We start from the raw sequence: 22,692 nt of genomic DNA on the forward strand, positions 1-22,692 counted from the left end.
CCGGAGTGCCTGTGATGCCTGTGACAGCAGCGAAGCGATTGGCCTGGGGCGCCGTTCTGGCGGCCGCACTGGCGGGGTGGACCGCGGCGGCCAGCGCCGCGCCGTATGACCACATCGTCGTCGTCGTGCTCGAGAACCGCTCGGCCGACGCCGGCGGCGAGCAGCGCATCTGGGGCAACCCGGCGATGCCCTTCCTCAACGGCCTCGCCAACGACCCGCAGCATGGAGCGCGTTTCTCCAACGCCTATGCGTCCGAAACCCCGTACCGCCGCATCCCTACCGGCTTCAAGGGGCCGCTGTCGGCACGTCCCAGCCAGCCGAACTACCTCTTTCTGTTCTCGGCCAGCCACCAGGGCGTGTTGCCGGCGTGGTTCCTCGATCCGACCTCGCCCTACCGCGGCGACGTGCGCATGGCCACTAACGGCGATGCGCTGCCCGGCAAGCGCGACGACCAGACCTCCGGCATCGGCAACCGACTGGTGCCCGCCGAGCGCCGCCCCTTCAGCACTGCCAACCTCGGCGCCGCGCTGCGCCAGGCCGGCAAGACCTTCCTGAGCTTCTCCGAGAGCCTGCCGCACCCGCTGTGGGACGGCGAGGGCGACGTCAGCCCGTTCACCGACCACTACCGCCGCAAGCACAACCCGGCGGTCAACTGGATCGACTTCGGCCCCGCGCACACCCCGCGCGCCGTGCCCGAGGCGCAGCGCCGCTTCTTGCTGCCGGTCGATGTGAACCTCGGTTTCCGGGCCACGCAGGACCCGAGCGGCCGCCGCTGGCGCGGGTTCATGGAAGACGAACACGGCCGTCCGCTCGACTTCTCGGCGCTGCCCACCGTCTCCCTCGTCGTGCCCGACGAGCAGCACGACGCCCACAGTGCCTCCCTGGCCGACGCCGACGACTGGCTGCACCGCCACATCGGCCCCTACGCCACCTGGGCGCGCACGCACAACAGCCTGCTCATCGTCACCTTCGACGAGGACGGCTCCACCGACACCTCGCAAGGCGATGGCTACCGCACCGGCCGCCACACCGTCGCCACGCTGTTCCACGGCGCGGGCGTGCGCCCGGGGGTCTACGGCGAGCGCATCGACGCGCTCAACGTGCTGGCCACCGTGCTGCACGAGCAGGGCTTGCTGGAGTCGTTTCGCCGCGATTTCCTGGCCACCTGCACCGAAGACCGCGCCGCCTGCGAGCGCGAACACGCCAACCTGCGCCCGATCACCGATGTGTTCGGCCGGGGCCAGCCCCTGACCGAACAGCCCGCTGTCCGATGATTGGCCGCTCCTTTGCAGTCTCCTTGCTGCGCCTATACCGCGGTATGGGGCTGATTAAGGTGAAACAAGTCACGCTTGTCAGGTGAGCGCAGTGCGTCTATAACCCACGTGGACGCGCCGCGAAGGCACGTTGTGTACCCACCGATGCAGATGCAGACGCAGAAGGAATCAAGACCATGGGATTGATGAGTTTCATCAAGGATGCCGGCGAGAAGCTCTTCGGCAGCAACAACCCGGAAAAAGCCGCCGCTGAAGCCGCGACCGCTCCGGATCCGGTGGCCGCGCAGGAAAAGCTGGCCTCGGCCAACGCTGGCGCAGCCGCTGCGATCGAGAAGTACATCGGCGCCCAGGGCCTGAACGTCGATGGTCTGCAGGTCGCCTTTGACGGCAACACCTGCCAGGCCACCGTCTCCGGCTGTGCGTCCGACCAGGCCACCAAGGAAAAGGTCCTGCTGTGCTGCGGCAATGTCGCCGGCGTCACCGCCGTCAACGACAAGCTGACCGTCACCACGCCGGCCGACGAATCGCGCTGGCACACCGTCGTGCGCGGCGACAACCTGTCGGGCATCGCCAAGGCCGAGTACGGCAACGCCAACCTCTACCCGAAGATCTTCGAGGCCAACAAGCCGATGCTGAGCCACCCGGACAAGATCTATCCGGGCCAGGTGCTGCGCATCCCGGCCTGACGCGGCACCACCCGCTGCACCACGGCGACCGAGCGATCGGTCGCCGTTTTTCGTCGTACGGAACCTTCTGTCCGTCAAAATCGATCCACTTTGACGGAGCTGAGTCCCATGCGTCTGCTGCACTACCTGGAAATCGAAAACTTCAAGCGGTTTGGTGATCGACAGCGCATTGAACTTGACCATCCTGCCGTTCTTATTGGACCCAATAATTGCGGCAAGACGAGCGTGCTTCAGGCGCTCGCACTCTGGGCGCAAGCTGTTGCGACTTGGTATGAATTGAGAAGAGACGCGTCACCAAAGGAGCGCACTGCCGCCGCGCTGAATCGGTTGAACATCTTTTCCCTGCCGGTCCATCGCACCCGCTTCTTTTGGCACAACACGGTTGTCCGGGCTGTACAGAAGGACATCCCAATGACCATTACTGTGGGGGTTGAGTTCGAAGGGCATGTGCATGCCCTGCCAATGCGATTCCGCAATCAAGGAGATGAACTCGTCTATTGCGCACCCGGCGAGGATGTAGTGACCAACTTGGGTCTGCTGGCATTCGCTGCAGGGCTGAAAGTCGAGCTTCTCTATCCAATGTCTGGTCTGGAGACGGAGGAGCCAATCATGCAGCCCGGACGCATCAACGTGCTGCTCGGCCAGGGCCAGACGGCGCAAGTGCTACGCAATCTGTGCCTCATGGTCGAGAAGAGTGCTCCCGAGGACTGGCAGCGCATCGTGAAGCTGATGCAGCGGCTGTTCAATGTGACGCTGGACCAGCCGAAGGAAACATCCCGCGGGGCCATTGATCTCCGGTACAAGCAGCCGGGGGTGCGCGAGGCGCTGGACGTGTCCTCGTCCGGACGAGGCTTTCAGCAGATGCTGCTGATCTTCGCGTACCTGTACTCGCACAAAGGCAGCGTGCTGCTGGTAGATGAGCCGGATGCCCACCTGGAAATCCTGAGGCAGAAGCAGGTGTATGTCCTGCTGCGCGACATCGCCTCGGAGAACCACTCCCAGGTGGTCATGGTGACGCACTCGGAGGTCATCCTGGATGAGGCGCTCGACATCAATCTGACCCTGTTGCTGGACGGCCGCGCCGATGACCTGGCGCGCAAGCCTGCCATTCGCAACAGCCTCAAGCACTTTGGTGCCGATCACTACATCAAGGCGCGGGAGCGTGGCTATGTGCTCTACGTGGAAGGCGGCACCGACGTGGACATGCTGCGGGCATTTGCCGAGCGGATGCAACACCCGGTGGCAGCAATCTGGGATGAGCGCATCAACTCCTTCTACGTGCAGAACAACTTCCCTGGTCGATCGCAGGACAGCGAACTGGAACGTGTCGAAGGCGGTTTCGGGATCACGCCGCGTGAGCACTTCAAGGGACTCCAGGAGATGCTGCCCAATCTCAAAGGGCTGGCCATCCTCGACAACGACGGGCGTTCCCGCGCGTCCAGCGTGGAGGGCCGCCTGACCTTGGCGTACTGGCGTCGTTACGAGGCCGAGAACTATTTCGTGACACCCGACGTGCTGCGACGCCATGCCTTGTCCTGCTACGCGGGATTGCCGCTGTTCGACAGCCACGAACCCGACATCGACGAAGTGCTGGATGCCTTGGTGCTCGAGACCGTGTTCGAGGGCCAAGTGGCCGATTTCCAGCTGTGGGCCGATTCTTCCGAGGCTGCACGGCGTCTGATCTGGGATGCCAAAACGCAGAGCACGAAGCTCAGCGCTCTGGCCGAGGAATTCTTCAGACGGCTGGCACAGAAGATCGGCGGTGGAATGCTGTTGACCAAGGGCGAGTTGCACCGACTGGTCGAACTGGTCGATCCCGCCACCCTGGTCCCCGAGGTTCGGGAGAAGCTTGATTTGCTCCATGCCCTGTTCCATGCTGCGGGCCCTCTGTCGCCGCCAGATCTGCAGACTTTCTAGCGCGGTCGGACGAAGCGCGCATGGATCGGCCCCGTCAGCACCAGCACGATCACATAGCGCACCACGTGGAACCCGGTCACCACCGCCACCCCCAGGTCCAGCACCTTGGCCGTGATGCACATCTCCGCAATCCCGCCCGGCGAGTTGCCCAGCAGCACCGTGGCCGGCACCAGCCCCGCAGCCTGCGCGACGAGCCAGGCATAGCCGGCTGACGCGGCGATCATCGCCAGCGTGCCGATGGCCGTGGCGGCGAGCCAGCGCGGGGCGGTGTGCAGGAAGGCGGGCGTGAAGCGCGTGCCCAGCGAGATGCCGATCGAGAGCTGCGCCGTGGCGGACAGCCAGCCGGGGATGGCGCTCAGCTCGACGCCGCTCGCAGTCAGCCCCAGCGCAACCAGCAGTGAGCCCAGCACCCACGGATTGGGCTGCCGCAGCGCGTGCATCGCCAGCGCGCCGGCCGCGGTCGCGAGTCCGAGCAGCACCAGCCCAAGTGGCTGCACACCGACGCGCGAGAGGGCCGCCGGATCGTGCCCGTGCAGCCCCAGCCCCTGGTAGCCGAAGGGGATGACGAGCACCACCAGCATCACCCGCAGCGAGTGCGCCGCCGCGACCAGATCGACCCGCGCGCCGACCCGCTCGGCAAACGCCGCCATCTCGGACGCGCCGCCGATGACGGAGGCGAAGTAGGCGGTCGTGGCATCGACCGTGCCCGCCGGCTGCGACCACAGCAGCCAGCGCCCGAACAGGTAGCCCATCAGCAGCGCCCACAGCGCACCCAGCAGCATCCACGGCGCCAGCGCGAGCGACTGCGCTGCGACGGCCGGGGTGAAGTACAGCCCGAGCACCGTGCCCACGATCCACTGCCCGCCATTGCGCAGCCGCCGCGAGGACAGCAGCGGCGCCCCGGCGATCGACAGCGCCGCCGTGGACAGCAGCGGGCCGATCATCCAGGGCAGCGGGGTGTTCAGGTGGACGCAGGCCTGGGCCGCCAGCCACGCGATGAGCAGCGTGGCGAGCAGGCGCAGGGGTCTGGCCGTGTCCAGGTTCAGTGGATGCTCCCGCCGTTCACCGGCGTGCGGCGCAGGCCGAAGCGGGTGCGCGGGCCGGCCAGCGGCGTGGCTACCTGCGGCAGGGCTGCGGCCCGGGTTGCAGGCGCTGCGCTGAATGCAGCGGCCGTGGGGCTGTCGGCGGGACGCTGGTACTGCAAGCGGAACCAACCGTAGTCCAGTGACATGAAGTCCAGCAGTCCATCTCCATTGAAATCTCCCAGGACAGGGGCGCCACGCCAGGTGTTCCAGTGCGGCGTACTCTCGACCAGTTGCTCGCTGCGCAGCAGTCCCTGTCTGGTCTGCAGGTACAGGCCCAGACGCGCATACGCTCCCAGATGTTGCACCACAAGGTCTGGTCGCCCATTGCCGTCCATGTCAGCGAGTGCAAGCCCGATCGGGGCAAGGCCAGTGTCGAGTTTCACCGGCGATGCCAGCGTGCCGTCTGCGCCTTGCAGGTACAGCAGCAAGTAGGGCGCCGCGCCGTTGGCATCGCCACTGACGATGACATCGGCGCGGCCGTCGCTGTTGAGATCGCCCACCAGCACGGCGGCTGGGCTCGCCAGCGTAGTGCGGGCTGGCATCGGCAGAAAGGATGCCGGGGCGAGCGTGCCGTCGCTGCGCTGCTTGATCAGCATGATGGCCTGGGCGTTCTCGGTCGTGTAGGGCAGCGCGACCAGATCGGTGCGGCCATCGCCATCCAGATCACCTGCGGCCAGACCAGTGAAGTAGGCCGGACTGGGATAGTCCGTTGGCGTCGGCAGCGCTGTCCGGATGATCGGACCGAAGCCGCCCGACGCCTTGCCGTAGGCGATGTGCAGCGCGTACTCGCCATTCGCCGCCCCAACCAGATCGGATCGGCCATCACCATTCACGTCGGCCACAAGGAGTTGACTGAAGGACGGCATGGCCACAGTGGCGGTGACGGACCATGTTCCGCTGGCCGAGCGTTCGGCAATCAGTACGCCGCAGTCCACTGAACCCAGAACGATGTCCGTGCGACCGTCGCTGGTGACATCCGCCAGGATCAGCGCTTTTGGCAGACAGGAGGGTGCCAGTGTGAGTGGTAGCGTGACGTGCGGATCTAGCGGCGAGCTGGACTGGTGCGGGTAGATGTGCAGGGCGGAAGTGGTCGAGCCATCGAACATCGACGGCCCGACTGCCACCACGAGGTCAGTTCGGCCATCCCCGTCGACATCACCGGCCTGTGCGGAATACGGGAAACCGCCAGGGCTGTAGTTGCGGGCCGGGTAGAAGCTGCCGAAGCCCCCGGTCGTGGTGAAGTTCGGGCCGGTGACGCTGGCGACGTTGCCGGCGCGGTCGGACAGTGGCGCACTGGTGGACACGCTGTAGATCTGCCCGGGGTCGATCTGCGCACGCAAGGTGACCTGATGGGCCGTCGTCCGGGTGGCCGACTGCACGGCGTACACGAGGTTGTTGCTGCGCAGAACGAAGGCGCCCGGCGTGACGCTGTCGGGCGCCAGCGGCTCACTGAAGTCCAGGGTGAGGGTGGCGTCCGGCATGCCGGCGGTGCCGCCGAACGCCGCAGTGAAGTTGGCCATGAACGGCGCGGTCAGGTCCGGTGCGACCAGGGTGAAAGACGTGGAGGGACCAGCCTTCAGCGAGTGCCCCAGCACGTCGGTGACGCCGCTGCCCAGCGTGACCGAGTAGGTGTCCGGCGGGAGTGTGCCGCTGGGGCGGAATTCCAGCCGGTCGCCGGCCACGCGGACAGTCTCGCCGGGCACCGCGGTGCCGTCGGCATGGCGCACGGTGATGGCGTCCCGTGCCACATTGCCCAACGCGCTGCCACCCAGGTCGAGCACGACCGGGCCGTTCCAGGCGCTGCTGGTGATGGTGGTGCCATCGACTGGCGACACACCCGTCACCGCCGGTGCGCTGGCGGGCTGCTGGCGACCACCGACGCTGAAAGCGACCAGTTCCAGCTCGTCCGTGAGCGTCTGGTTGGGAAAGACACTGACCTGCCGGTTCCTGACCAGGCCGACGCCCGGTGCGTACCAGTCGATGAAGGTGATGGTGCCGGTGAGCGTCTGGCTGCTGCGCGTGAGGGTGACGGTCTCCTTCAACACGGTGACGACACGCGCCGCGTTCGGGAAGGTGCCGGCCGACACCGTCACCGCTTCGGTGGCTTCGACGGTGGTCTGCGCGCGGACGCCCAGGCGCTCGTTGCGGCCGTCGCCGTCGAGGTCCTCGCCGAAGTCGAGATCGACCTGGTCGACCGACACATGCTGCGTGCCGGGCTGCAGCGGGAACCGCAGCACCTCGACGCGCGAGAGGCCGTAGATCAGCGAAGTGGGGGACGTGTCCGGCGACAGCGAATAGACCCCGCGGCCGGTCTTGGCGTAGTACTCGTCCCCGTCCTCGATCTGGCCGGTGGCGATGTCCTGCCGGCGGCCCACGGCCGCGCTCAGGCCCTGCACCGTGCGCGTCTCGGCGATGAAGTCGGCCTTGAGGGCGTCGGTGCCGTCGCTGCTGGTCTTGCGGTAGACCCAGCGGTCGCCGACGGCCATCGGGAAATGGTTGCCGACATCGCCGGGGCCTGTGGTGTCGATGGGCGTGTCCCCGGTGGCGGAACTGCCGTCGCCTCCACCACCGCCGCAGCCAGCGATCAGCGCGGCCAGTGCCCAGGTGGCCGTCATGGCGACGCGCCGAATGCGGGCCACTGTGTGCCTGTGTCTGAATCCCATGGGGTCTCCCTGCGTGTGACGCTGTCTGGCGTCTGGTTTCTGAAGAATTTCTTATTCTTTCTGATTCGGTCGGTGGCGTCGAGTTGGTGCATTCGCGACAAGCGACTTTGCTGCGCCTCTGCTACGTTCACGCCCGACCACTGCCACCACCACCGCTACCGCACGCCAGCGATTCACCAGGACACCGCACGATGGACAACCTCGACCTGCAGGTACTGCAACAAGCCCGCCAGTGGCGCACCGCCGGCCACGCCGTCTGGCTGGTCACCGTGATCGAGACCTGGGGCTCGGCGCCGCGGCCGCCGGGCGCGCTGCTGGCGGTGCGCGACGACGCGCAGGTGGTCGGCTCGGTGTCCGGCGGCTGCGTCGAGGACGACCTGATCGACCGTGTGCGCCGCCAGGAGCGGGTCGTGCGGCCGGCGCTGATGACCTACGGCGTGACGAAGGAGGAGGCGGCCCGCTTCGGCCTGCCGTGTGGCGGCACGCTGAGGCTGGTGCAGGAGCCGCTGGGCGACACCGGCTGGATCGATGAAGTGCTGGACCGCACGGCGCGGCACGAGCTGGTCGCGCGGGTGCTCGACCTCGACACCGCCGCGGTGACGATCGAGCCGGCCGCGCGTGGCGAGGCCTTCACCTTCGACGGGCGGCGGCTGCGGGCGCTGTTCGGGCCGCGCTGGCGGATGCTGGTCATCGGCGCGGGGCAGTTGTCGCGCGCGGTGGCGCAGATGGCGCTGATGCTCGAATTCGAGGTGATCGTCTGCGACCCGCGCGAGGAGTACCACCAGAGCTGGGACGTCGCCGGCACGACCTTCAGCACCGCCATGCCCGACGACCTCGTGACCGAGCTGCAGCTCGACCCGCACAGCGCGGTGATCGCCGTCACGCACGACCCCAAGCTCGACGACCTGGCGCTGCTGGAGGCGCTGAAGTCGCCGGCCTTCTACGTCGGCGCGCTCGGCTCGCGGCTCAACACCGCCCGGCGCAAGGAGCGGCTGGCGCTGTTCGACCTGTCCGCGGCCGAGATCGACCGGCTGCACGGGCCGGTCGGGCTGGACCTCGGCAGCCGCACGCCGGCGGAGATCGCGGTGTCGATCGTGGCGGAGGTGGTGGCCGTGCGCAATGGGGTGACGCTGCAGCAGAAGAAGGTCGGATCGGCGGCACCGCCACCCGGTGCGGGGTGTGCAGTGCCGGCCCGCTGAAGCTCAGGCCCGCTTCAACGCCGCGGTGTCGAAAGGCAACGACCGCAGCCGCTTCCCCGTCGCCGCGAAGATCGCATTCGCCACCGCGGGCGCGATCGGCGGCGTGCCCGGTTCTCCGATGCCGCCGGGGCCTTCGCTGCTCTCGACGAGGTGCACCTCCACCGCCGGCATCTCGGTCATGCGCAGCACCGGGTAGTTGTGGAAGTTGCCTTGCTCGACACGCCCGTCGGCGTAGCTGATGCGGCCATACAGCGCGGCCGACAGCCCGAAGGCGATCGAGCCTTCGATCTGGCGGCGGATGATCGCCGGGTTGACCGTCATGCCGCAATCGACCGCCGCGACGACGCGGTGGACCTTGGGCGTGCCGTCCGCGGCGACCGAGACTTCAGCCACCTCGGCGACATAGGTGCCGAAGCTCGACACCACCGCGATGCCCCGGTGCACCCCCTTCGGCAGCGCGCTGCCCCAGCCCGCCTTCTGCGCCGCGACCTCCAGCACCTTCAGATGCCGCGGCGACTTGCCGAGCAGGCCGCGCCGGAACTCGAACGGGTCCTTGCCCGCCGCGTGGGCCATCTCGTCGATGAAGCTCTCCATGAAGAAGCTGTTCTGCGAGTGCCCGACCGAGCGCCAGAACCAGACCTGCGGCCCCGGCTCGCGGCGCGCATAGCCGATCCGCTCGTGCGCGAAGTCGTAGGGGTGGTCGGCGATGCCTTCGACGGCGAAGTGGTCCACGCCGTTGTCGGGGATCTTCATGAAACCCGATGCGGCCATGATCGACGGCGAGGCCACGCTGCCGCGCAGCAGCACCGCCTTGCCCTGCGCGTCCAGCCCGCCGCGGAAGGTGGTCACCGAGGCCGGACGGTAGAAGCCCGCGGCCATGTCGTCCTCGCGGCTGTAGATCAGCTTGACCGGCGCACCGGCGAGCTTCGACAGCAGCGTCGCGTCGATCACGAAGTCCGGGGCAAAGCGGCGGCCGAAACCGCCGCCGAGCAGCATGGTGTTCACCTTGACCTGGCCCGGCTGGACCGACGCGATCTGGCCGAGGATGCCCTGCAGCGGCCCCTGGCTCTGCGTGCCGGCCCAGATCTCGACCGCGTCCGCGGTGACCGAGGCGGTGCAGTTCATCGGCTCCATGCAGGCGTGCGCGAGATACGGCGCCTCGTAGGTGGCGTCGACCGTGCGCGCAGGTGTTGCCGTGTCCGGGGTGCCCGCTGTCTTGGCGACCGCACCGGGTGTGCTGGCGCCTTCGGCCAGCATCGCGCTGATCTTCGCGGACGACAGGCCCGCCTTGTCGCCGAAGTCCCAGTCGATCTGCAGCGCATCGCGGCCCTTCTTCGCCGCCCAGTAGCCGCTGGCGAGCACAGCCACGCCGGACGGGATCGCGATCACCTTCTGCACGCCCTTGACCGCCCGCGCCGCGCTGTCGTCGAACTTGGCGATCTTGACACCCGGCAGCGGCGCCCGCGCCATCACGGCCACCAGCATCCCCGGCACCTGCACGTCGATGCCGTAACGCGCCGAGCCGTTGACCTTGCCCGGCGTGTCAAGCCGCTTGAGCGGCTGGCCGAGCAGGCGGAAGTCCTTCGGGTTCTTCAGCGCGGGTTTCTCGGGCGGGGTCTGGCGGCGCGCGGCCTCGATCAGATCGCCGTAGCGCAGGCGCCGGCCATCGGCGTGGATGACCTCGCTGTTCTCGGTGCGGCACTGGTCGGCGGTGGTCTTCCAGGTCTCGGCCGCCGCAGCGACGAGCATCGCGCGCGCTGCCGCGCCCGCTTCGCGCACCACCTGCCAGTGGCCGCGCACGGTGGTCGAGCCGCCGGTCGCCTGCATCCCGAAGGCCGGGTTGGCGTAGGCCTTGTCGACGGGGGCCTGCTCGACCTGCACGGTGCGCCAGTCGGCGTCCAGTTCTTCGGCCACCATCATCGGGATGGCGGTGAGCACGCCCTGGCCCATCTCGGCCGAGCCGCAGACGATGGTGATGCGGTGGTCGGGGGTCAGGCGCAGCCAGGCGCTGGGCGCGAACGGCGTGTTGCCCTGCGCCACCGCGCGCTGCGAGAGCACGGGCAGCGTGAAGCCGAGGACCAGCGCGGAGCCGGTGCCGGCGAGGAAGGTGCGGCGGGTGGTGTCCATCTCAGGCTCCCCGCTGCAGCGTGACCGCGGCGACCTGGATGGCGGCGCGGATCTGGTGGTAGGTGCCGCAGCGGCAGAGGTTGCCGCTCATCGCGCCGTCGATGTCGGCGTCGCTCGGCTTCTTGTTCTGCGCCAGCAGCGCGCAGGCGCTCATCACCTGGCCGGACTGGCAGTAGCCGCACTGCGGCACATCGCCCGCGTTCCACGCGGCCTGCACCGCCTGGCCCACCGGGCTCGCGCCGATGCCCTCGATCGTGGTCACGCGCTTGCCGGCAGCGGCTGACAGCGGGGTCTGGCAGGCGCGCACCGCCTGCCCGTCGAGGTGGACCGTGCAGGCGCCGCACAGCGCCATGCCGCAGCCGAACTTGGTTCCGGTGAGCTGCAGCTCCTCGCGCAGCGCCCACAGCAGCGGCATCTCGGGATCGGCATCGATCGACACCGCTTTGGAATTGACGTTCAACTGGACCATGACCACTGTCTCCTGGTGGTGCTGCCGGGCGACGGTGTCCGGCGAGCGCCGATCGTAGTCCGGCAACGGTGGCCCTGGTGGTCGCGCAGGTGTCCTTCTCGATCCCGGAAAACCCGTGGTTCCGTCATGCTCTGTCCATGGATGAACACACGACACCACGTTCGACTTCCACCCCGCAGCCCGTGGCCGGGCTGCTGCTGGCGGCGGGCCGCGGCGAGCGTTTCCACGCCGCGGGCGGCGAGGACAAGCTGACGGCGCGGCTGCCGGACGGGCGGATCGTCGTGCTCGAAGCACTGCGGCGGCTGCAGGCGGCGTTGTCGCCGTGCGGTGTGGGGTCGGTGGTCGCGGTGGTGCGCGCTGGGCGGGAGGATCTGGCCGACCTGCTGCGCGCGCACGGGGCTGCGGTGGTGGTCAGCGCGCGGGCGGCGCAAGGGATGGGCGCGAGTCTGGCGGACGGCGTGGCGGGCTGGCCGGACGGGCGGGCTGTGCTGGTCGCGCTCGGCGACATGCCCGCCATTGCGCCGACGACGCTGGCGGCGGTGGCCGAGGCGCTGCGTGGCGGGGCGTCGATCGTGCGGCCGCGGCACCGGGGGCAGGGCGGGCATCCGGTCGGTTTCGGGCCGGAGTGGCTGCCGGCGCTGCGTGCGCTGGAGGGGGATGAAGGGGCGCGCGCCGTGGTGCAGCACCACCGGGACCGCGTGCAGTGGCTGGAAGTGCCGGACGATCCGGGTTGCCTGCTGGACGTAGACACACCGGCCGACCTCGCACGGAACGCCCCACTTGCGCTGCGTTAACGCGGCGGGCGCACGCTGAATCCGCTTGTCCGCTGCATCCCACCACCGGAGGTTCCCACCATGTACGCCCGATTCATCACCGCCAGTGTCCGCCCCGATCAGGTGGAGGCGGCCATCGCGATCTACCAGGACTCGATCATCCCCGCGGCACGCCAGCAGCCCGGTTTCGTCTCGGCCATGCTGCTCACCGACCGGTCGCTGGGCCGCGCCACCTCGGTGACCATCTGGAAGGACGAGGCCTCGCGCGCCGCAGCCGATGCCAGCGGCTTCCTGCGCGAACAGATCGGCAAGCTCGCGCCGATGTTCCTGGCAGCGCCCACGCGCGAACTGCTGGACGTGGCGGCGCACTCCTGAGCGTGCCCGCCGGCAGGCCGCGAAGTCAGTCGCCCGGCTGCTCCTTGCGTCCGCCCGCGTGCTGCGCGAAGCGCGCCGGATCCGCGCCATGCACCGGCGCCGCATCCGGCCACTGCCAGCCGCCGAACTGCGTGCGCTGGTAGTCCGCGAACGCCTGCCGGATTTCGGCCTCGGTGTTCATCACGAACGGACCGTACTGCGCCACCGGTTCGCCGATCGGGCGGCCTTGCAGCATCAGCAGCTCGGCTGGTTCGCTGCCGCTGTTGACGATCTCGACCGGCCGGTCCGCGGCCACGTCGATGGCGGCGTGGCCCGGCACCGGCTGGTCGGCGATGCGCAGGCCGTTGCCGAGGAAGTAGTAGAGCCGCCGCTTCGTCGCCGCGCCGCCCAGCGCGGCGGGCAGCGTGAGGCGGGCGCCCGCGTCGAGCTTGAGCGTCCAGATCGCCACGTCGGCGTCGGCCACGCTGGCCCACGAATCGGGCGGCGGGCTGGGTGGCGCGGCCATGTCGGCCGGGGCGCCGGCCACGCACAGCAGCTCGCTGCACCGGCCGGCGCCGTCCGTCTCGACGCGGCGCGGGATGGCGTCGGCCCAGAGCATCGTGAAGTGCGGCGTGGCGAACTTGCTGCGCGCCGGCAGGTTCAGCCAGATCTGGAACAGGTCGAGCGGGTTCGGCGCGCTGGTGGACAGCAGCGGGAACATCTCGCTGTGCTGGATGCCGCGGCCCGCCGTCAGCCATTGCACGTCGCCGTCGCCGTAGCGGGCGGCCGCGCCCATCGAGTCGGCGTGGTCGATGCGGCCGGTGCGCACCAGCGTGACGGTCTCGAAGCCGCGGTGCGGGTGGGCGGGGAAGCCGGGCACCTGCTGGCCGTGGTACATGCTCCAGCCGTCGCGGTAGGAGAAGTCGCTGCCGATCTGGCGGCCGGCGAGCGACGCGGCGGGGCCGTACTGGCCGTTGCCTTTCGGGTAGCGGTCGTCGTGGTGGACGCAGAAGAGGAAGGGGTCCTGGGTCGGCCAGGGGAAGCCGAGGGGTAGGACGTTCAGCGGGGTGTCGGCAGGAGCGGTAGACATGGCGCAATCCGGGTGAGGGCGTCGGCGGTGGGGCTCACTGTACGTCGCCGTGCGGGTCTGTGCTCGATCCGGCGGGATGTCCGGCGTTTGACGCAACTGGAGTAACTGCCGATACTGACGTATCTGGAGTGACTTTCCTGCTCCGATTCTTCGAGGGGTACTGTCGATGACTGCCGCAGCCACTGTTTCTGCCACGATGCCCCAGGTGGGGAAATCTTCCAGGGTGTCGGCACGCAAGACGCCTGCTCCGGTCAAGGCCAATGTCAAAGCCAAGGCCACGCCCGGTGCCGACGAGCTGCCGGTCGCGCAAGGCTGGCAGGACTTGCTGGAGCGCGGGCTGCGGCACAAGACGGCGCTGCTGCAGTCACCGGAATTCAAGACGACGGCACAGGCCAGCGAACTGCTCGGGATCGGAGAGCCTGCTGTGCGCAAGCGCATCCGCGAAGGCAAGCTCTTTGCGCTGCAGACTCCGGGCGACGGGTCGCATCGCATCCCGGCGTGGGCGCTGGATCCCGCCATTGCCGGGTCGGTGACGCTGACCTTGCTGTCCTTGGCTGGAGGGGGCGATGCCTGGCTGCTCTACCACGCGCTGACCACCCCCAACGGCCATCTGCATGGGCTGCGGCCTTTCGAGTGCCTGCTGTCCCGGCAGAACCTGCCGCCCAGCCAGCGTGCGGCGCGTGAGGAACTGGCCGTGCACCTGCAGCTCTCTGCCAAGGATGCTTTGCTGGAGGTGGTCGGACGGGCGGTGCAAGCAGAGCTGGGCGACGCGGCCGCCACTGCATGAGTTCGACCTTGGTGCCCGCGCTCGACGCGGGTTTTCGCCTCGACATCGAGATCGTCACCCGAGCGGTGCTGCACCGGGTCTTCTGGCGCGGGCAGGATCCGCTTCGCCCCAGCGTCGCTGGCTCCAACCGCTATGACTGCCCCGGCGCCTCTGCCAAGGTGGACGAGGCATTCGGGGTGCTGTACCTGGGCTTCGATCTTGACACTTGCTGGATGGAAACCGTGGTCCGCGCCAACGTCGTCCGACCGGCGGGAACTGACATCGCGATTCCGATGGCGAAGATGGCCGATCGCTGGGCCTGCGAGGTCACGGCGTCCGAGCCTCTGGTGCTGGCCCGCTTCGCGGACACGGCACTCGTCCATCTGGGCGAGTGCGCATCCAACATCATGGCGGACAGCTACCTGCGGACACAGGCATGGGCGCGCTTGCTGCATGCCCATGCGCTTCCACAGGTGGATGGGCTTCTCTACCGATCTCGTTTCATGTCGGATCGTTTTTGCATCGCACTGTTCGACCGAGCGATCGGGGCGCGTGGGCTGCGCGTGCATCACCTGCGCAGCCTCCATCCAGCGACCTCGGCGGAGGCCCAGGCCGTCCTGCGCCGCTACAACGTGGTGCCGACCTGAGGCCCGCGCCCGTCACTCCACTGTCACGCCTTCGCGAACCATTCGCCCGCCAGCGTCACTGCGGCCGCGCCCCGGATGTCCCGCGACGACGCCCCGACCCGCAGCCCGAACGCCCCCGCCCCGGCCACCCAGCCGCCCCGCGCCGTGTCGAACCACGCGAACGCCCGCATCCCGAGCGTGATGGTCGCCGTGCCGGTCTCGCCCGGCTGCAGCGCGAGCTTGGCAAAGCCCTTGAGTTCCTGCGCCGGCCGGGCCACGCTGCTGACCGGATCGCTGACGTAGAGCTGCACCACCTCGCTGCCCGCCTGCGGGCCCGTGTTGGTCACGTCCACCGACACGGTGACGCTGCCGCCCGCGTCGATCTCGCTGCGGTCCACCCGCACCGCACCCCAGGCAAACGAGGTGTAGGACAAGCCATGCCCGAACGGGAACATCGGCTCGACCGCGTGCGTGTCGTGGTGCCGGTAGCCGATGAACACGCCCTCGTCATAGACCACGCGCCCGCCCTGGCCGGGGTAGCGCAGCGGGTCGCCGTTCGAGGTGACGACATCCGCCAGCCGCTTCGGCCACGTCTGCGGCAGCCGCCCGCCCGGCGCGGCGCGGCCCGTCAGCACATCGGCGATCGCGTGGCCGCATTCCTGGCCGGGGTACCACGCCTGCAGCACGGCCGGCACCTGGTCCAGCCACGGCAGCTCGACCGGCGCGCCGGTCTGCAGCACGACGATGGTGTTCGGGTTCGCGGCGACCACCCGCTCGACCAGCGCGTTCTGATGGTGCGGCAGCGCCATGTCGGGGCGGTCCAGGCCCTCGCAGTCCCACTCGGCGTTCAGGCCGATGAAGACGATCGCCACGTCGGCTTGACGCGCCGCCGCTTCGGCCGCCGCCAGATCGGCCTCGCCCCGCGGCAGGTGCACGCCCAGCCGCAGCGCCTTGAACGACACTGGCACGTTCGTCGGTGACGAATAGTCGACCGTGATCTTCACCGGCACGCCCGCACGCAGCGGGTGGCGCACGACACGCTCCGTGCAGCCGAAGGTGAAGTAGGTGTCGCCCTGGGCCCAGCTTTCCCAGGCTTCGACCACCTGCACGCCATCGACCCGCACCCGCGACAGCCCCGCGCTGGTGACCGAGATCTGGTAGTCGCCATCGGCCGGGGGCACGAAGTCGACTGTTGCGCGGGCCGAGAAGTGCAACGGGTCGATGCCGTCCTCGACCGCACCGGCCCAGAGCTTCTCGCTGCTCGGATAAACCGCCCGCAGCAGGGGCTCGCCGCTCAGGTCGGTCGAGGTGTAGAAATCGACCGCCATCGGCTGCTGCAGCGCCGGCACCCAGCGGTAGTTGTCGGCGCCTGGCACGCACACCAGCGTCGCGTCGGTCTGTGCCGCCAGTCCTTCGTGCGGCGTGATGCGGTGGAAGGCGTTCACGTTGGCGCTGCCGCCACCCATGATCTGCGCCGTGTCGACGTTCGGGCCGATCAGCGCGATGGTGCGCGCCGTGCCCGCCAGCGGCAGCAGCCCGCTGTCGTTCTTCAGCAGCACCGTGCCTTCTGCGCCGAGGCGGCGGATCAGGGCGCGGCGCTCGGGCACGTCCTCCGAGCGCTCGTCCGGAATGCCCGGCGACGCGAAGCCGCCGACCCGCTCGACCAGTTGCAGCACCCGCCCCGCGCAGGCGCGCACGTCGTCGGCCGACACACGGCCCTCGCGCACCGCTTGCACCAGCGCCTCGCCGCGGTGGCGGGTCGTGCCGGGCATTTCCAGGTCCATGCCGGCGGTGGCCGACTTGTGCGTGTCGTGCTCGGCGAACCAGTCCGACATCACCAGCCCGTCGAAGCCCCACTGCCCACGCAGGAGGTCGCGCACCAGCGGCGTGTTGTCGCCCGCGAAGTCGCCGTTGATGCGGTTGTAGGAGGTCATCACCGCCAGCACGCCGGCTTCCTTGACCGCCTTCTCGAAGGGCAGGAGGTACAGCTCGCGCATCGTGCGCTCGTCGACGATCGAATCGATCGACATGCGCTCCACCTCGCTGTCGTTGCAGACGAAGTGCTTGATGGTGGCGGCCACGCCGTTGTCCTGCAGCCCGCGGATGTAGCCGCAGGCGATCTCGCCGGTGAGGAACGGGTCTTCCGAGTAGCACTCGAAGTTGCGGCCGTTGAGCGTCGAGCGGTGCAGGTTGACGGTGGGCGCGAGCAGCACGGTGGCGCCCTTGAGCCTGGCTTCGTCCGCCAGCGCGTGGCCGGCTTCGGCGATCAGCGCGGGGTCCCAGGTGGAGCCGAGCGCGATGGCGACGGGGAAACACGCAGTCTGCGGACCGCCGTTGAAGATGCCGCCGCGGGCGCCGTTCGGGCCGTCGGTGACCTTGATGGCGGGGATGCCCAGCCGGGGAATGGCGACGGTGCACCAGAAGTCGGCGCCGGTGAGCAGGCTGACCTGTTCCTCCAGCGTCAGGGCGTCGAGCAGGGCGGGGATGTTGGGGGTCGTCATGGAATGGAGTTCCGGATCAGGACAGGTCGGAAGGCAGGTCGGTCCACGCGCCGTCATGGGCTGCGCTGGCGATGACCGTTTCGACGAAGGCGAGGCTGCGCACCCCGTCGTCCACGCCGGGCACGCGGGCCGGCTGGTCGAGGTGGCGCAGGTCGCTGGCGAAGTCGCGGTAGAGCTGGGCGAAGGCTTCGAGGTAGCCCTCGGGATGGCCGCCAGGGGTGCGGGTGGCGGCAGCGGCGACGGCGGGCAGCGACGCCATGCCGCGGGTCAGCCGCTGTGCCGGTTGGCCGGCCGGGTGCCAAGTCAGCGCGTTGGGCGTTTCCTGGTCCCAGTGCAGCGCGGCCTTGGTGCCGTAGACGCGCAGGCGCAGGTGGTTTTCCTCGCCCGTCGCGATCTGGCTGGCCCAGAGCAGGCCGCGCGCGCCGTTCGCATAGCGCAGTTGCACCTGCACATGGTCATCGACCCGCCGGCCGGGCACGAAGGTGGTCAGCTCCGCGCTGATCCGCTGCGGTGCCAGACCGGTGACGAACTCGGCGAGCTGCGCCGCGTGCGTGCCGATGTCGCCGAGGCAACCGGCGGGCCCCGCCAGCGCGGGGTCGGTGCGCCACGCGGCTTGCTTCTGGCCGGTGGCTTCGAGCGGCTGGGCGAGCCAGTCCTGCGCATATTCGACCTGCACGATGCGCACGTCGCCCAACTCGCCGGCCTCGACCAGCGCCCGTGCGGCGCGGACCAGCGGATAGCCGCTGTAGTTGTGCGTCAGGCACAGCCGCACGCCGTGCTGGCGGACGAGCGCCTGCAGGTGCAGCGCGTCGGCGAGGTTCGTGGTCAGCGGCTTGTCGCAGACGACGTGGATGCCGGCCTCGATGAAGGCGCAGGCGACCGGGAAGTGCAGGTGGTTCGGCGTGACGATCGCCACCGCGTCGATGCCGTCGCCGCCGTGGCGAGTGCGTTCCGCCTCGGCGCGGGCCATCTCGCGGAAGTCGCTGTAGCAGCGCGCCGGGTCGATGCGCAGCTCGGCACCACTGGCGCGCGCGCGCTCCGGATCGGACGACAGCGCGCCGGCCACCAGCTCCCAGTCGTCATCCAGCCGTGCGGCGATGCGGTGCACGGCGCCGATGAACGCGCCTTGCCCGCCGCCGACCATGCCCAGCCGCAGACGGCGCGGCGCGGTGATCGGTGCGTTCATGCGCGTGGCTCCAGCCCGAGCATCCGGCGGTTGGTCGCGTCGTCGGTGCCGCTGGCGGCGAAGTCGTCGAAGGCCTTGTCGGCCACGCGGATCAGGTGTTCGCGGATGAAGGGCGCACCTTCCGCCGCACCTTGCTCCGGGTGCTTGATGCAGCACTCCCACTCCAGCACCGCCCAGCCGGTGTAGCCGTACTGCGTCAGCTTGCTGAAGATGGCGCGGAAATCCACCTGCCCGTCACCGAGCGAGCGGAAGCGCCCGGCGCGGTCCTTCCACGACTGGAAGCCGCCGTACACGCCCTGTTTGCCGGTCGGGCGGAACTCGGCGTCCTTGACGTGGAAGGCCTTGATGCGCGCGTGGTAGCAGTCGATGTAGGCGAGGTAGTCGAGCTGCTGCAGCACGAAGTGGCTCGGGTCGTACAGCAGGTTGGCGCGCGGGTGGTTGCCGACACGCTCCAGGAACATCTCGTAGCTCGCCCCGTCGCAGAGGTCTTCGCCGGGATGCACCTCGTAGCAGACGTCGACACCGGCGTCGTCGAAGGCATCGAGGATCGGTCGCCAGCGCGCCGCGAGTTCGTCGAAGGCGGCTTCGATCAGGCCGGCCGGCCGCTGCGGCCACGGGTACAGATAAGGCCACGCGAGCGCGCCGCTGAAGGTCGCGTGTGCCGTCAGGCCGAGGCGCTGCGAGGCTTTGGCGGCGAGGTGCAACTGGCGCTTGGCCCACTCGGTGCGCTCGGCGTACTTGCCGCGCACGGCCTCCGGTGCGAAGGCGTCCATCGGCGCGTCGTAGGCCGGGTGCACCGCGACGAGCTGGCCCTGCAGGTGCGTGGACAGCTCGGTGATCTGCAGGCCGTGCGCGGCGAGGCGGCCGCGCAACTCGTCGCAGTAGGTGTCGCTCTTGGCAGCCAGTGCGAGGTCGATCAGGCGGGCGTCCCAGGTCGGGATCTGTACACCCGCATAGCCAAGCGACGCCGCCCAGCCGGCCAGGCCGTCGAGCGAGTTGAAGGGCGCAGCGTCTCCGGCGAATTGCGCCAGGAAGATGCCGGGGCCGCGGATCGGGGAGAGGGGGCTGCGCATCGCTTGCTCCGCTTCAGTGGCCGTTGATGATGAGCTGCTGGTACAGGAAGTCGTAGCTGGTCTTCAGCATCGTGGCGTGGTCGACCGGCCGGTCGTGCTCCAGCACGAACAGGCTGACATGCGCCGGCAGTTGCGCCAGCAGCGCCTCCCACGGCACGATGCCCTGGCCCAGCGCACACCAGCCGTCCTCCTCGATGGCGGTTCCCGGGGGCGCGACGTCCTTGACGTGCACCGAGACGAGGCGGCCTTCATGCCCGGCGATGGTGGCCATCGGGTCGAGCCCGGCGCGGGCGACCCAGCCGAGGTCGGCCTCCCAGCCCAGCTGCTGCGGCCGGGCGGTGCTGAAGATCCAGTCCAGCGCGGTGCGGCCGCTGTAGAGGTGGAACTCGAAGTCGTGGTTGTGGTACGCCAGCCGCAGGCCTTCGTTGTTCAGCTGGTTGCCGATGGTGGCCAGCCGCGCGCCGATGGCCTGCCAGCCGATCGCGGTGGACGGGCGCTCGCCCATCGGCAGCCAGGGCACGATGGCCAGACGGCAGTCGGTGGCGTGGCAGGTGTCGATCACGCCCTGAAGATCGTGTTCGGCCATCGCCATGCTGACGTGCATCGAGGACACCCGCAGGCCGTGCGCGGCCACCTTGTCGGCGAACTCCTCGGGCGGCAGGCCGTGGCTGGCCACCGATTCGACCCACTTGAAGCCGGCGGCGCGCGCCATCGCGAGCTGGGTGTCGAGGTCGCCCGCGTCACGCAGGGAATAGAGCTGGACGGAGAGTTTCATGGGGGGCTCCTAGAACAACTTGCCCGCGAGCGGCGCCGGGCGCTCGCAGCGGGTGGTGAGAGGAATGTGCTGGCCGGTGCGGCCGGCGTCGAGCGCGCGGTCCATCACCTCCAGCACGTGGAGGGCCATCTCGGCGCTGCAGCGGTGCGGGCGGTCTTCCTGCAGGGCCAGCGCCATGTCGATCAGGCCGATGCCGCGGCTGTTGGTGGTGTAGGGCCGGCCGCCGGGCGCACGCTGGAACTCGCCGGTCTGGCGGTTGTGGCGCACGGTGCCGCCGAACTGGTTCGGGTCGGCGCCGAGCAGGGTGCCGTCGTCGCCATACAGCTCCATCGGCGTGTGCGTGTGGCGCCAGACGTCGAAGCTGGAGGTCAGCACGATGTGCGCGCCGCTGGCGAAGCTGAGCGGCGTGACCACATGCGTCGGCACCACGACCGGCAATTGCTCACCGGCGCGCGGGCCGAGCGGGACGGTGCGCGGGTTGTGCGTGGTGTGGCTGGTCGAGGTCAGGCTGGCGACCGGGCCGAGGTGGTTCACCAGATGCGTCAGGTAGTAGACGCCGACGTCGTGCAGCGGCCCGCCGCCCGGCTGGTAGAAGAAGGCCGGGTTGGGGTGCCAGTGGTCGGGGCCGTGGTTCATGAACTGCGCGGTGCCGTGGCGGATGGCGCCGACCGTGCCGGCGTCCACCAGCGCCCGCAGCGCCTGCCCGGCCGCGCCGAGGAAGGTGTCCGGCGCGCAGCCGACCCGCAGGCCCTTGGCGCGTGCCAGCGTGACCAGCTCCAGCCCCTGCTCGAAGCTGGCGGCCAGCGGCTTCTCGGTGAAGAAGTGCTTGCCGGCGTTCAGCACGCGCAGGCCGACCGCGTGGTGGGCCTGCGGCGGCGTGAGATTCATGATGATCTGCGCCTCGCTGGCGAGCAGGGCGTCGATGGACAGCGCGGTGAGGCCGTGTTCGGCGGCGCGGCTGGCGGCGAGTGCCGCATTGGCGTCCGCGATGGCGACGATGCGCACGCGGCGGCAGCGCTGCAGCGTCTTCAGGTAGGCGGGAAAGATGTTGCCGCAGCCGATGATGCCGATGGGCAGTGCAGGGGTCATGGGAGTTCCAGCGGAGCGTGCGGACCGGGGCCGACCGAGGCGCGCCAGACGACTTCGGGCGGGAAGTCGCGCGTGACGGGCAGGTCCAGTCCGTAGCAGAGGTTGAGGACATGCCGGCAGGCGCTGGTGGCGACGCTGGCCGTGGGGATGCGGATCGTGGTCAGCGGCGGCGAGGCGTAGGGGGCGAAGTCGTCGTCGTCGTAGCCGAGCACGGAGATGTCTTCGGGCACGCGCAGCCCTGCCTGCACCAGCCGGCTGATGCAGGCCAGCGCCATCACGTCATTGGCCACGAACACGGCGGTGAAGGACGGCCGCCCGCCGGGTGCGGCGGCCAGCAACTGCCGCGCGGCCGCGTCGCCGCTGGGCAGGTCGAAGGCGCCTTCGGCGCTGTGCTCGGGGTGGATGCGGATGCCGTGGCGCGCCAGCTCGTCGTTGAAGCCGTTCAGCCGGGCCTCGTTGTCGGGGGTGTCGCGCGGGCCGCGCACGGTGGCGATGGCGCGGTGGCCCCGGGCCAGCAGGGTGCGTGCGGCCAGCTGGCCGCCGGCGCGGTGGTCGGCGCAGAAGGCGTTGTCGTGGTGCACGGTCAGCCTGCGGTTCACCGCCACCAGGGTGGGCACGCGGTCCATCAGCCGCTCCAGGTCGTCATCGTCCAGGCTGTTGGAGGCGACGATCAGACCGTCGCAGTCGCGGCCGATCAGGAAGTCGATGCCGTCGAGATCCAGCTGGCGGGACGAGCCAGTGCCGCAGCCGTTGGCGGCGATCATGTGGCGCCCGACCGAGCGCAGCACGCCGTCGATGGTGGAGACGATGCTGGAATAGAAATGGCCGTCGAAGCCGGGCACGTAGACGCCGATGGCGTTGGATTGCTGCAGCGACAGCGCGCGCGCCGTGCTGGAGGGCCGGTAGTCGAGCGCCGCGGCCGCGTCGCGCACGCGCCGGGCGGTGTCCTCGGAGACCGAGCCGTTGCCGGACAGGGCGCGCGAAGCCGTCGCCACGCCCACGCCAGCCAGCCGGGCGACATCCTTGATGGTGCTCATCG

General features: G+C 69.5%; 19 protein-coding genes. 8 read left to right on the forward strand and 11 right to left on the reverse strand.

Features of this window, described 5'->3' with window-relative positions; genetic code table 11:
* The first annotated feature begins 14 nt into the window (after positions 1–14).
* From AABN02_RS05530 to AABN02_RS05540, 3 genes are all read left to right on the forward strand, one after another.
* Positions 15–1,274, forward strand: a complete 1,260-nt coding sequence (locus tag AABN02_RS05530) for an alkaline phosphatase family protein (RefSeq protein WP_338413917.1) — start codon at positions 15–17, stop codon at positions 1,272–1,274.
* Between the two features lie 176 nt (positions 1,275–1,450).
* A complete protein-coding gene (gene lysM, locus AABN02_RS05535; protein WP_338413918.1) occupies positions 1,451–1,960 on the forward strand; it encodes a peptidoglycan-binding protein LysM in 510 nt (169 codons plus the stop codon).
* A 108-nt stretch (positions 1,961–2,068) separates the two neighbouring features.
* Positions 2,069–3,877: an ATP-binding protein gene (locus AABN02_RS05540; protein WP_338413919.1), complete on the forward strand. Its 1,809-nt coding sequence runs from the start codon at positions 2,069–2,071 to the stop codon at positions 3,875–3,877.
* On the opposite strand, the gene AABN02_RS05545 is transcribed toward AABN02_RS05540, so the two are convergent.
* Together AABN02_RS05545 and AABN02_RS05550 are read right to left on the reverse strand one after the other, a co-directional pair.
* Entirely contained in the window at positions 3,874–4,821 is a 948-nt protein-coding gene (locus AABN02_RS05545; protein WP_338413920.1) for an AbrB family transcriptional regulator, read from the reverse strand. The two genes, AABN02_RS05540 and AABN02_RS05545, sit on opposite strands and share 4 nt — an antisense overlap.
* A 98-nt stretch (positions 4,822–4,919) precedes the next feature.
* A complete protein-coding gene (locus AABN02_RS05550) occupies positions 4,920–7,577 on the reverse strand; it encodes an FG-GAP-like repeat-containing protein (RefSeq protein WP_338413921.1) in 2,658 nt (885 codons plus the stop codon).
* A gap of 239 nt (positions 7,578–7,816) precedes the next feature.
* On the opposite strand from AABN02_RS05550, the gene AABN02_RS05555 reads away from it, so the two are divergent.
* Positions 7,817–8,824 carry an XdhC family protein gene (locus AABN02_RS05555; protein ID WP_338413922.1) on the forward strand — a complete coding sequence of 336 codons (1,008 nt, stop codon included), beginning with the start codon at positions 7,817–7,819 and terminating at the stop codon, positions 8,822–8,824.
* 3 nt (positions 8,825–8,827) lie between these two features.
* Here the strand turns inward: AABN02_RS05555 and AABN02_RS05560 are convergent, their stop codons facing one another.
* Together AABN02_RS05560 and AABN02_RS05565 are read right to left on the reverse strand one after the other, a co-directional pair.
* A complete protein-coding gene (locus AABN02_RS05560; RefSeq protein WP_338413923.1) occupies positions 8,828–10,951 on the reverse strand; it encodes a xanthine dehydrogenase family protein molybdopterin-binding subunit in 2,124 nt (707 codons plus the stop codon).
* 1 nt (position 10,952) lies between these two features.
* On the reverse strand, positions 10,953–11,420 hold the full coding sequence (locus AABN02_RS05565; protein WP_338413924.1) for a (2Fe-2S)-binding protein: 468 nt from the start codon (positions 11,418–11,420) through the stop codon (positions 10,953–10,955).
* Between the two features lie 137 nt (positions 11,421–11,557).
* Here AABN02_RS05565 and AABN02_RS05570 point away from each other — a divergent pair, with 137 nt between their 5' ends.
* Both AABN02_RS05570 and AABN02_RS05575 read left to right on the forward strand, forming a co-directional pair.
* The gene (locus AABN02_RS05570; RefSeq protein ID WP_338413925.1) at positions 11,558–12,214 is read left to right on the forward strand and encodes a nucleotidyltransferase family protein; all 657 of its coding nucleotides are present in this window, start codon (positions 11,558–11,560) and stop codon (positions 12,212–12,214) included.
* A 60-nt stretch (positions 12,215–12,274) separates the two neighbouring features.
* On the forward strand, positions 12,275–12,568 hold the full coding sequence (locus AABN02_RS05575) for an antibiotic biosynthesis monooxygenase (RefSeq protein WP_338413926.1): 294 nt from the start codon (positions 12,275–12,277) through the stop codon (positions 12,566–12,568).
* Positions 12,569–12,593: 25 nt separating this feature from the next.
* Here AABN02_RS05575 and AABN02_RS05580 read toward each other — a convergent pair whose 3' ends face one another.
* Positions 12,594–13,637, reverse strand: coding sequence for a pirin family protein (locus AABN02_RS05580; protein ID WP_338413927.1), 1,044 nt, complete (start codon positions 13,635–13,637; stop codon positions 12,594–12,596).
* Positions 13,638–13,860: 223 nt separating this feature from the next.
* Here AABN02_RS05580 and AABN02_RS05585 point away from each other — a divergent pair, with 223 nt between their 5' ends.
* Complete coding sequence (locus AABN02_RS05585) at positions 13,861–14,424, forward strand: hypothetical protein (protein WP_338413928.1); 564 nt, start codon at positions 13,861–13,863, stop codon at positions 14,422–14,424.
* Entirely contained in the window at positions 14,421–15,050 is a 630-nt protein-coding gene (locus AABN02_RS05590) for an RES family NAD+ phosphorylase (RefSeq protein WP_338413929.1), read from the forward strand. Before AABN02_RS05585 ends, AABN02_RS05590 begins: the two co-directional genes overlap by 4 nt.
* A gap of 23 nt (positions 15,051–15,073) precedes the next feature.
* Here AABN02_RS05590 and AABN02_RS05595 read toward each other — a convergent pair whose 3' ends face one another.
* From AABN02_RS05595 to AABN02_RS05620, 6 genes are read right to left on the reverse strand one after another with little or no spacing between them, the layout of a single operon-like run.
* Positions 15,074–17,530 carry a glycoside hydrolase family 3 C-terminal domain-containing protein gene (locus AABN02_RS05595; RefSeq protein WP_338413930.1) on the reverse strand — a complete coding sequence of 819 codons (2,457 nt, stop codon included), beginning with the start codon at positions 17,528–17,530 and terminating at the stop codon, positions 15,074–15,076.
* A gap of 16 nt (positions 17,531–17,546) precedes the next feature.
* Positions 17,547–18,716, reverse strand: a complete 1,170-nt coding sequence (locus AABN02_RS05600; RefSeq protein WP_338413931.1) for a Gfo/Idh/MocA family oxidoreductase — start codon at positions 18,714–18,716, stop codon at positions 17,547–17,549.
* Positions 18,713–19,789, reverse strand: a complete 1,077-nt coding sequence (locus tag AABN02_RS05605) for a sugar phosphate isomerase/epimerase (protein WP_338413932.1) — start codon at positions 19,787–19,789, stop codon at positions 18,713–18,715. The genes AABN02_RS05600 and AABN02_RS05605 overlap by 4 nt, the downstream gene beginning before the upstream one ends.
* Positions 19,790–19,802: 13 nt before the next feature.
* Positions 19,803–20,564, reverse strand: coding sequence for a sugar phosphate isomerase/epimerase (locus AABN02_RS05610; protein WP_338413933.1), 762 nt, complete (start codon positions 20,562–20,564; stop codon positions 19,803–19,805).
* A gap of 9 nt (positions 20,565–20,573) precedes the next feature.
* Positions 20,574–21,653 carry a Gfo/Idh/MocA family oxidoreductase gene (locus AABN02_RS05615; RefSeq protein WP_338413934.1) on the reverse strand — a complete coding sequence of 360 codons (1,080 nt, stop codon included), beginning with the start codon at positions 21,651–21,653 and terminating at the stop codon, positions 20,574–20,576.
* Positions 21,650–22,690, reverse strand: a complete 1,041-nt coding sequence (locus AABN02_RS05620) for a substrate-binding domain-containing protein (protein ID WP_338413935.1) — start codon at positions 22,688–22,690, stop codon at positions 21,650–21,652. Before AABN02_RS05620 ends, AABN02_RS05615 begins: the two co-directional genes overlap by 4 nt.
* Positions 22,691–22,692 lie beyond the last annotated feature (2 nt).

The organism is uncultured Sphaerotilus sp., assembly GCF_963924895.1.
Classification (GTDB): Bacteria; Pseudomonadota; Gammaproteobacteria; order Burkholderiales; family Burkholderiaceae_C; genus Sphaerotilus.

Bases quoted from the DNA above. Each gene is read 5' to 3' on its own strand.
- AABN02_RS05530 (WP_338413917.1), top strand. From the start codon at position 15: ATGCCTGTGACAGCAGCGAAGCGATTGGCCTGGGGCGCCGTTCTGGCG.
- lysM (WP_338413918.1), top strand. From the start codon at position 1,451: ATGGGATTGATGAGTTTCATCAAGGATGCCGGCGAGAAGCTCTTCGGC.
- AABN02_RS05540 (WP_338413919.1), top strand. From the start codon at position 2,069: ATGCGTCTGCTGCACTACCTGGAAATCGAAAACTTCAAGCGGTTTGGT.
- AABN02_RS05545 (WP_338413920.1), bottom strand. From the start codon at position 4,821: ATGATCGGCCCGCTGCTGTCCACGGCGGCGCTGTCGATCGCCGGGGCG.
- AABN02_RS05550 (WP_338413921.1), bottom strand. From the start codon at position 7,577: ATGACGGCCACCTGGGCACTGGCCGCGCTGATCGCTGGCTGCGGCGGT.
- AABN02_RS05555 (WP_338413922.1), top strand. From the start codon at position 7,817: ATGGACAACCTCGACCTGCAGGTACTGCAACAAGCCCGCCAGTGGCGC.
- AABN02_RS05560 (WP_338413923.1), bottom strand. From the start codon at position 10,951: ATGGACACCACCCGCCGCACCTTCCTCGCCGGCACCGGCTCCGCGCTG.
- AABN02_RS05565 (WP_338413924.1), bottom strand. From the start codon at position 11,420: ATGGTCCAGTTGAACGTCAATTCCAAAGCGGTGTCGATCGATGCCGAT.
- AABN02_RS05570 (WP_338413925.1), top strand. From the start codon at position 11,558: ATGGATGAACACACGACACCACGTTCGACTTCCACCCCGCAGCCCGTG.
- AABN02_RS05575 (WP_338413926.1), top strand. From the start codon at position 12,275: ATGTACGCCCGATTCATCACCGCCAGTGTCCGCCCCGATCAGGTGGAG.
- AABN02_RS05580 (WP_338413927.1), bottom strand. From the start codon at position 13,637: ATGTCTACCGCTCCTGCCGACACCCCGCTGAACGTCCTACCCCTCGGC.
- AABN02_RS05590 (WP_338413929.1), top strand. From the start codon at position 14,421: ATGAGTTCGACCTTGGTGCCCGCGCTCGACGCGGGTTTTCGCCTCGAC.
- AABN02_RS05595 (WP_338413930.1), bottom strand. From the start codon at position 17,530: ATGACGACCCCCAACATCCCCGCCCTGCTCGACGCCCTGACGCTGGAG.
- AABN02_RS05600 (WP_338413931.1), bottom strand. From the start codon at position 18,716: ATGAACGCACCGATCACCGCGCCGCGCCGTCTGCGGCTGGGCATGGTC.
- AABN02_RS05605 (WP_338413932.1), bottom strand. From the start codon at position 19,789: ATGCGCAGCCCCCTCTCCCCGATCCGCGGCCCCGGCATCTTCCTGGCG.
- AABN02_RS05610 (WP_338413933.1), bottom strand. From the start codon at position 20,564: ATGAAACTCTCCGTCCAGCTCTATTCCCTGCGTGACGCGGGCGACCTC.
- AABN02_RS05615 (WP_338413934.1), bottom strand. From the start codon at position 21,653: ATGACCCCTGCACTGCCCATCGGCATCATCGGCTGCGGCAACATCTTT.
- AABN02_RS05620 (WP_338413935.1), bottom strand. From the start codon at position 22,690: ATGAGCACCATCAAGGATGTCGCCCGGCTGGCTGGCGTGGGCGTGGCG.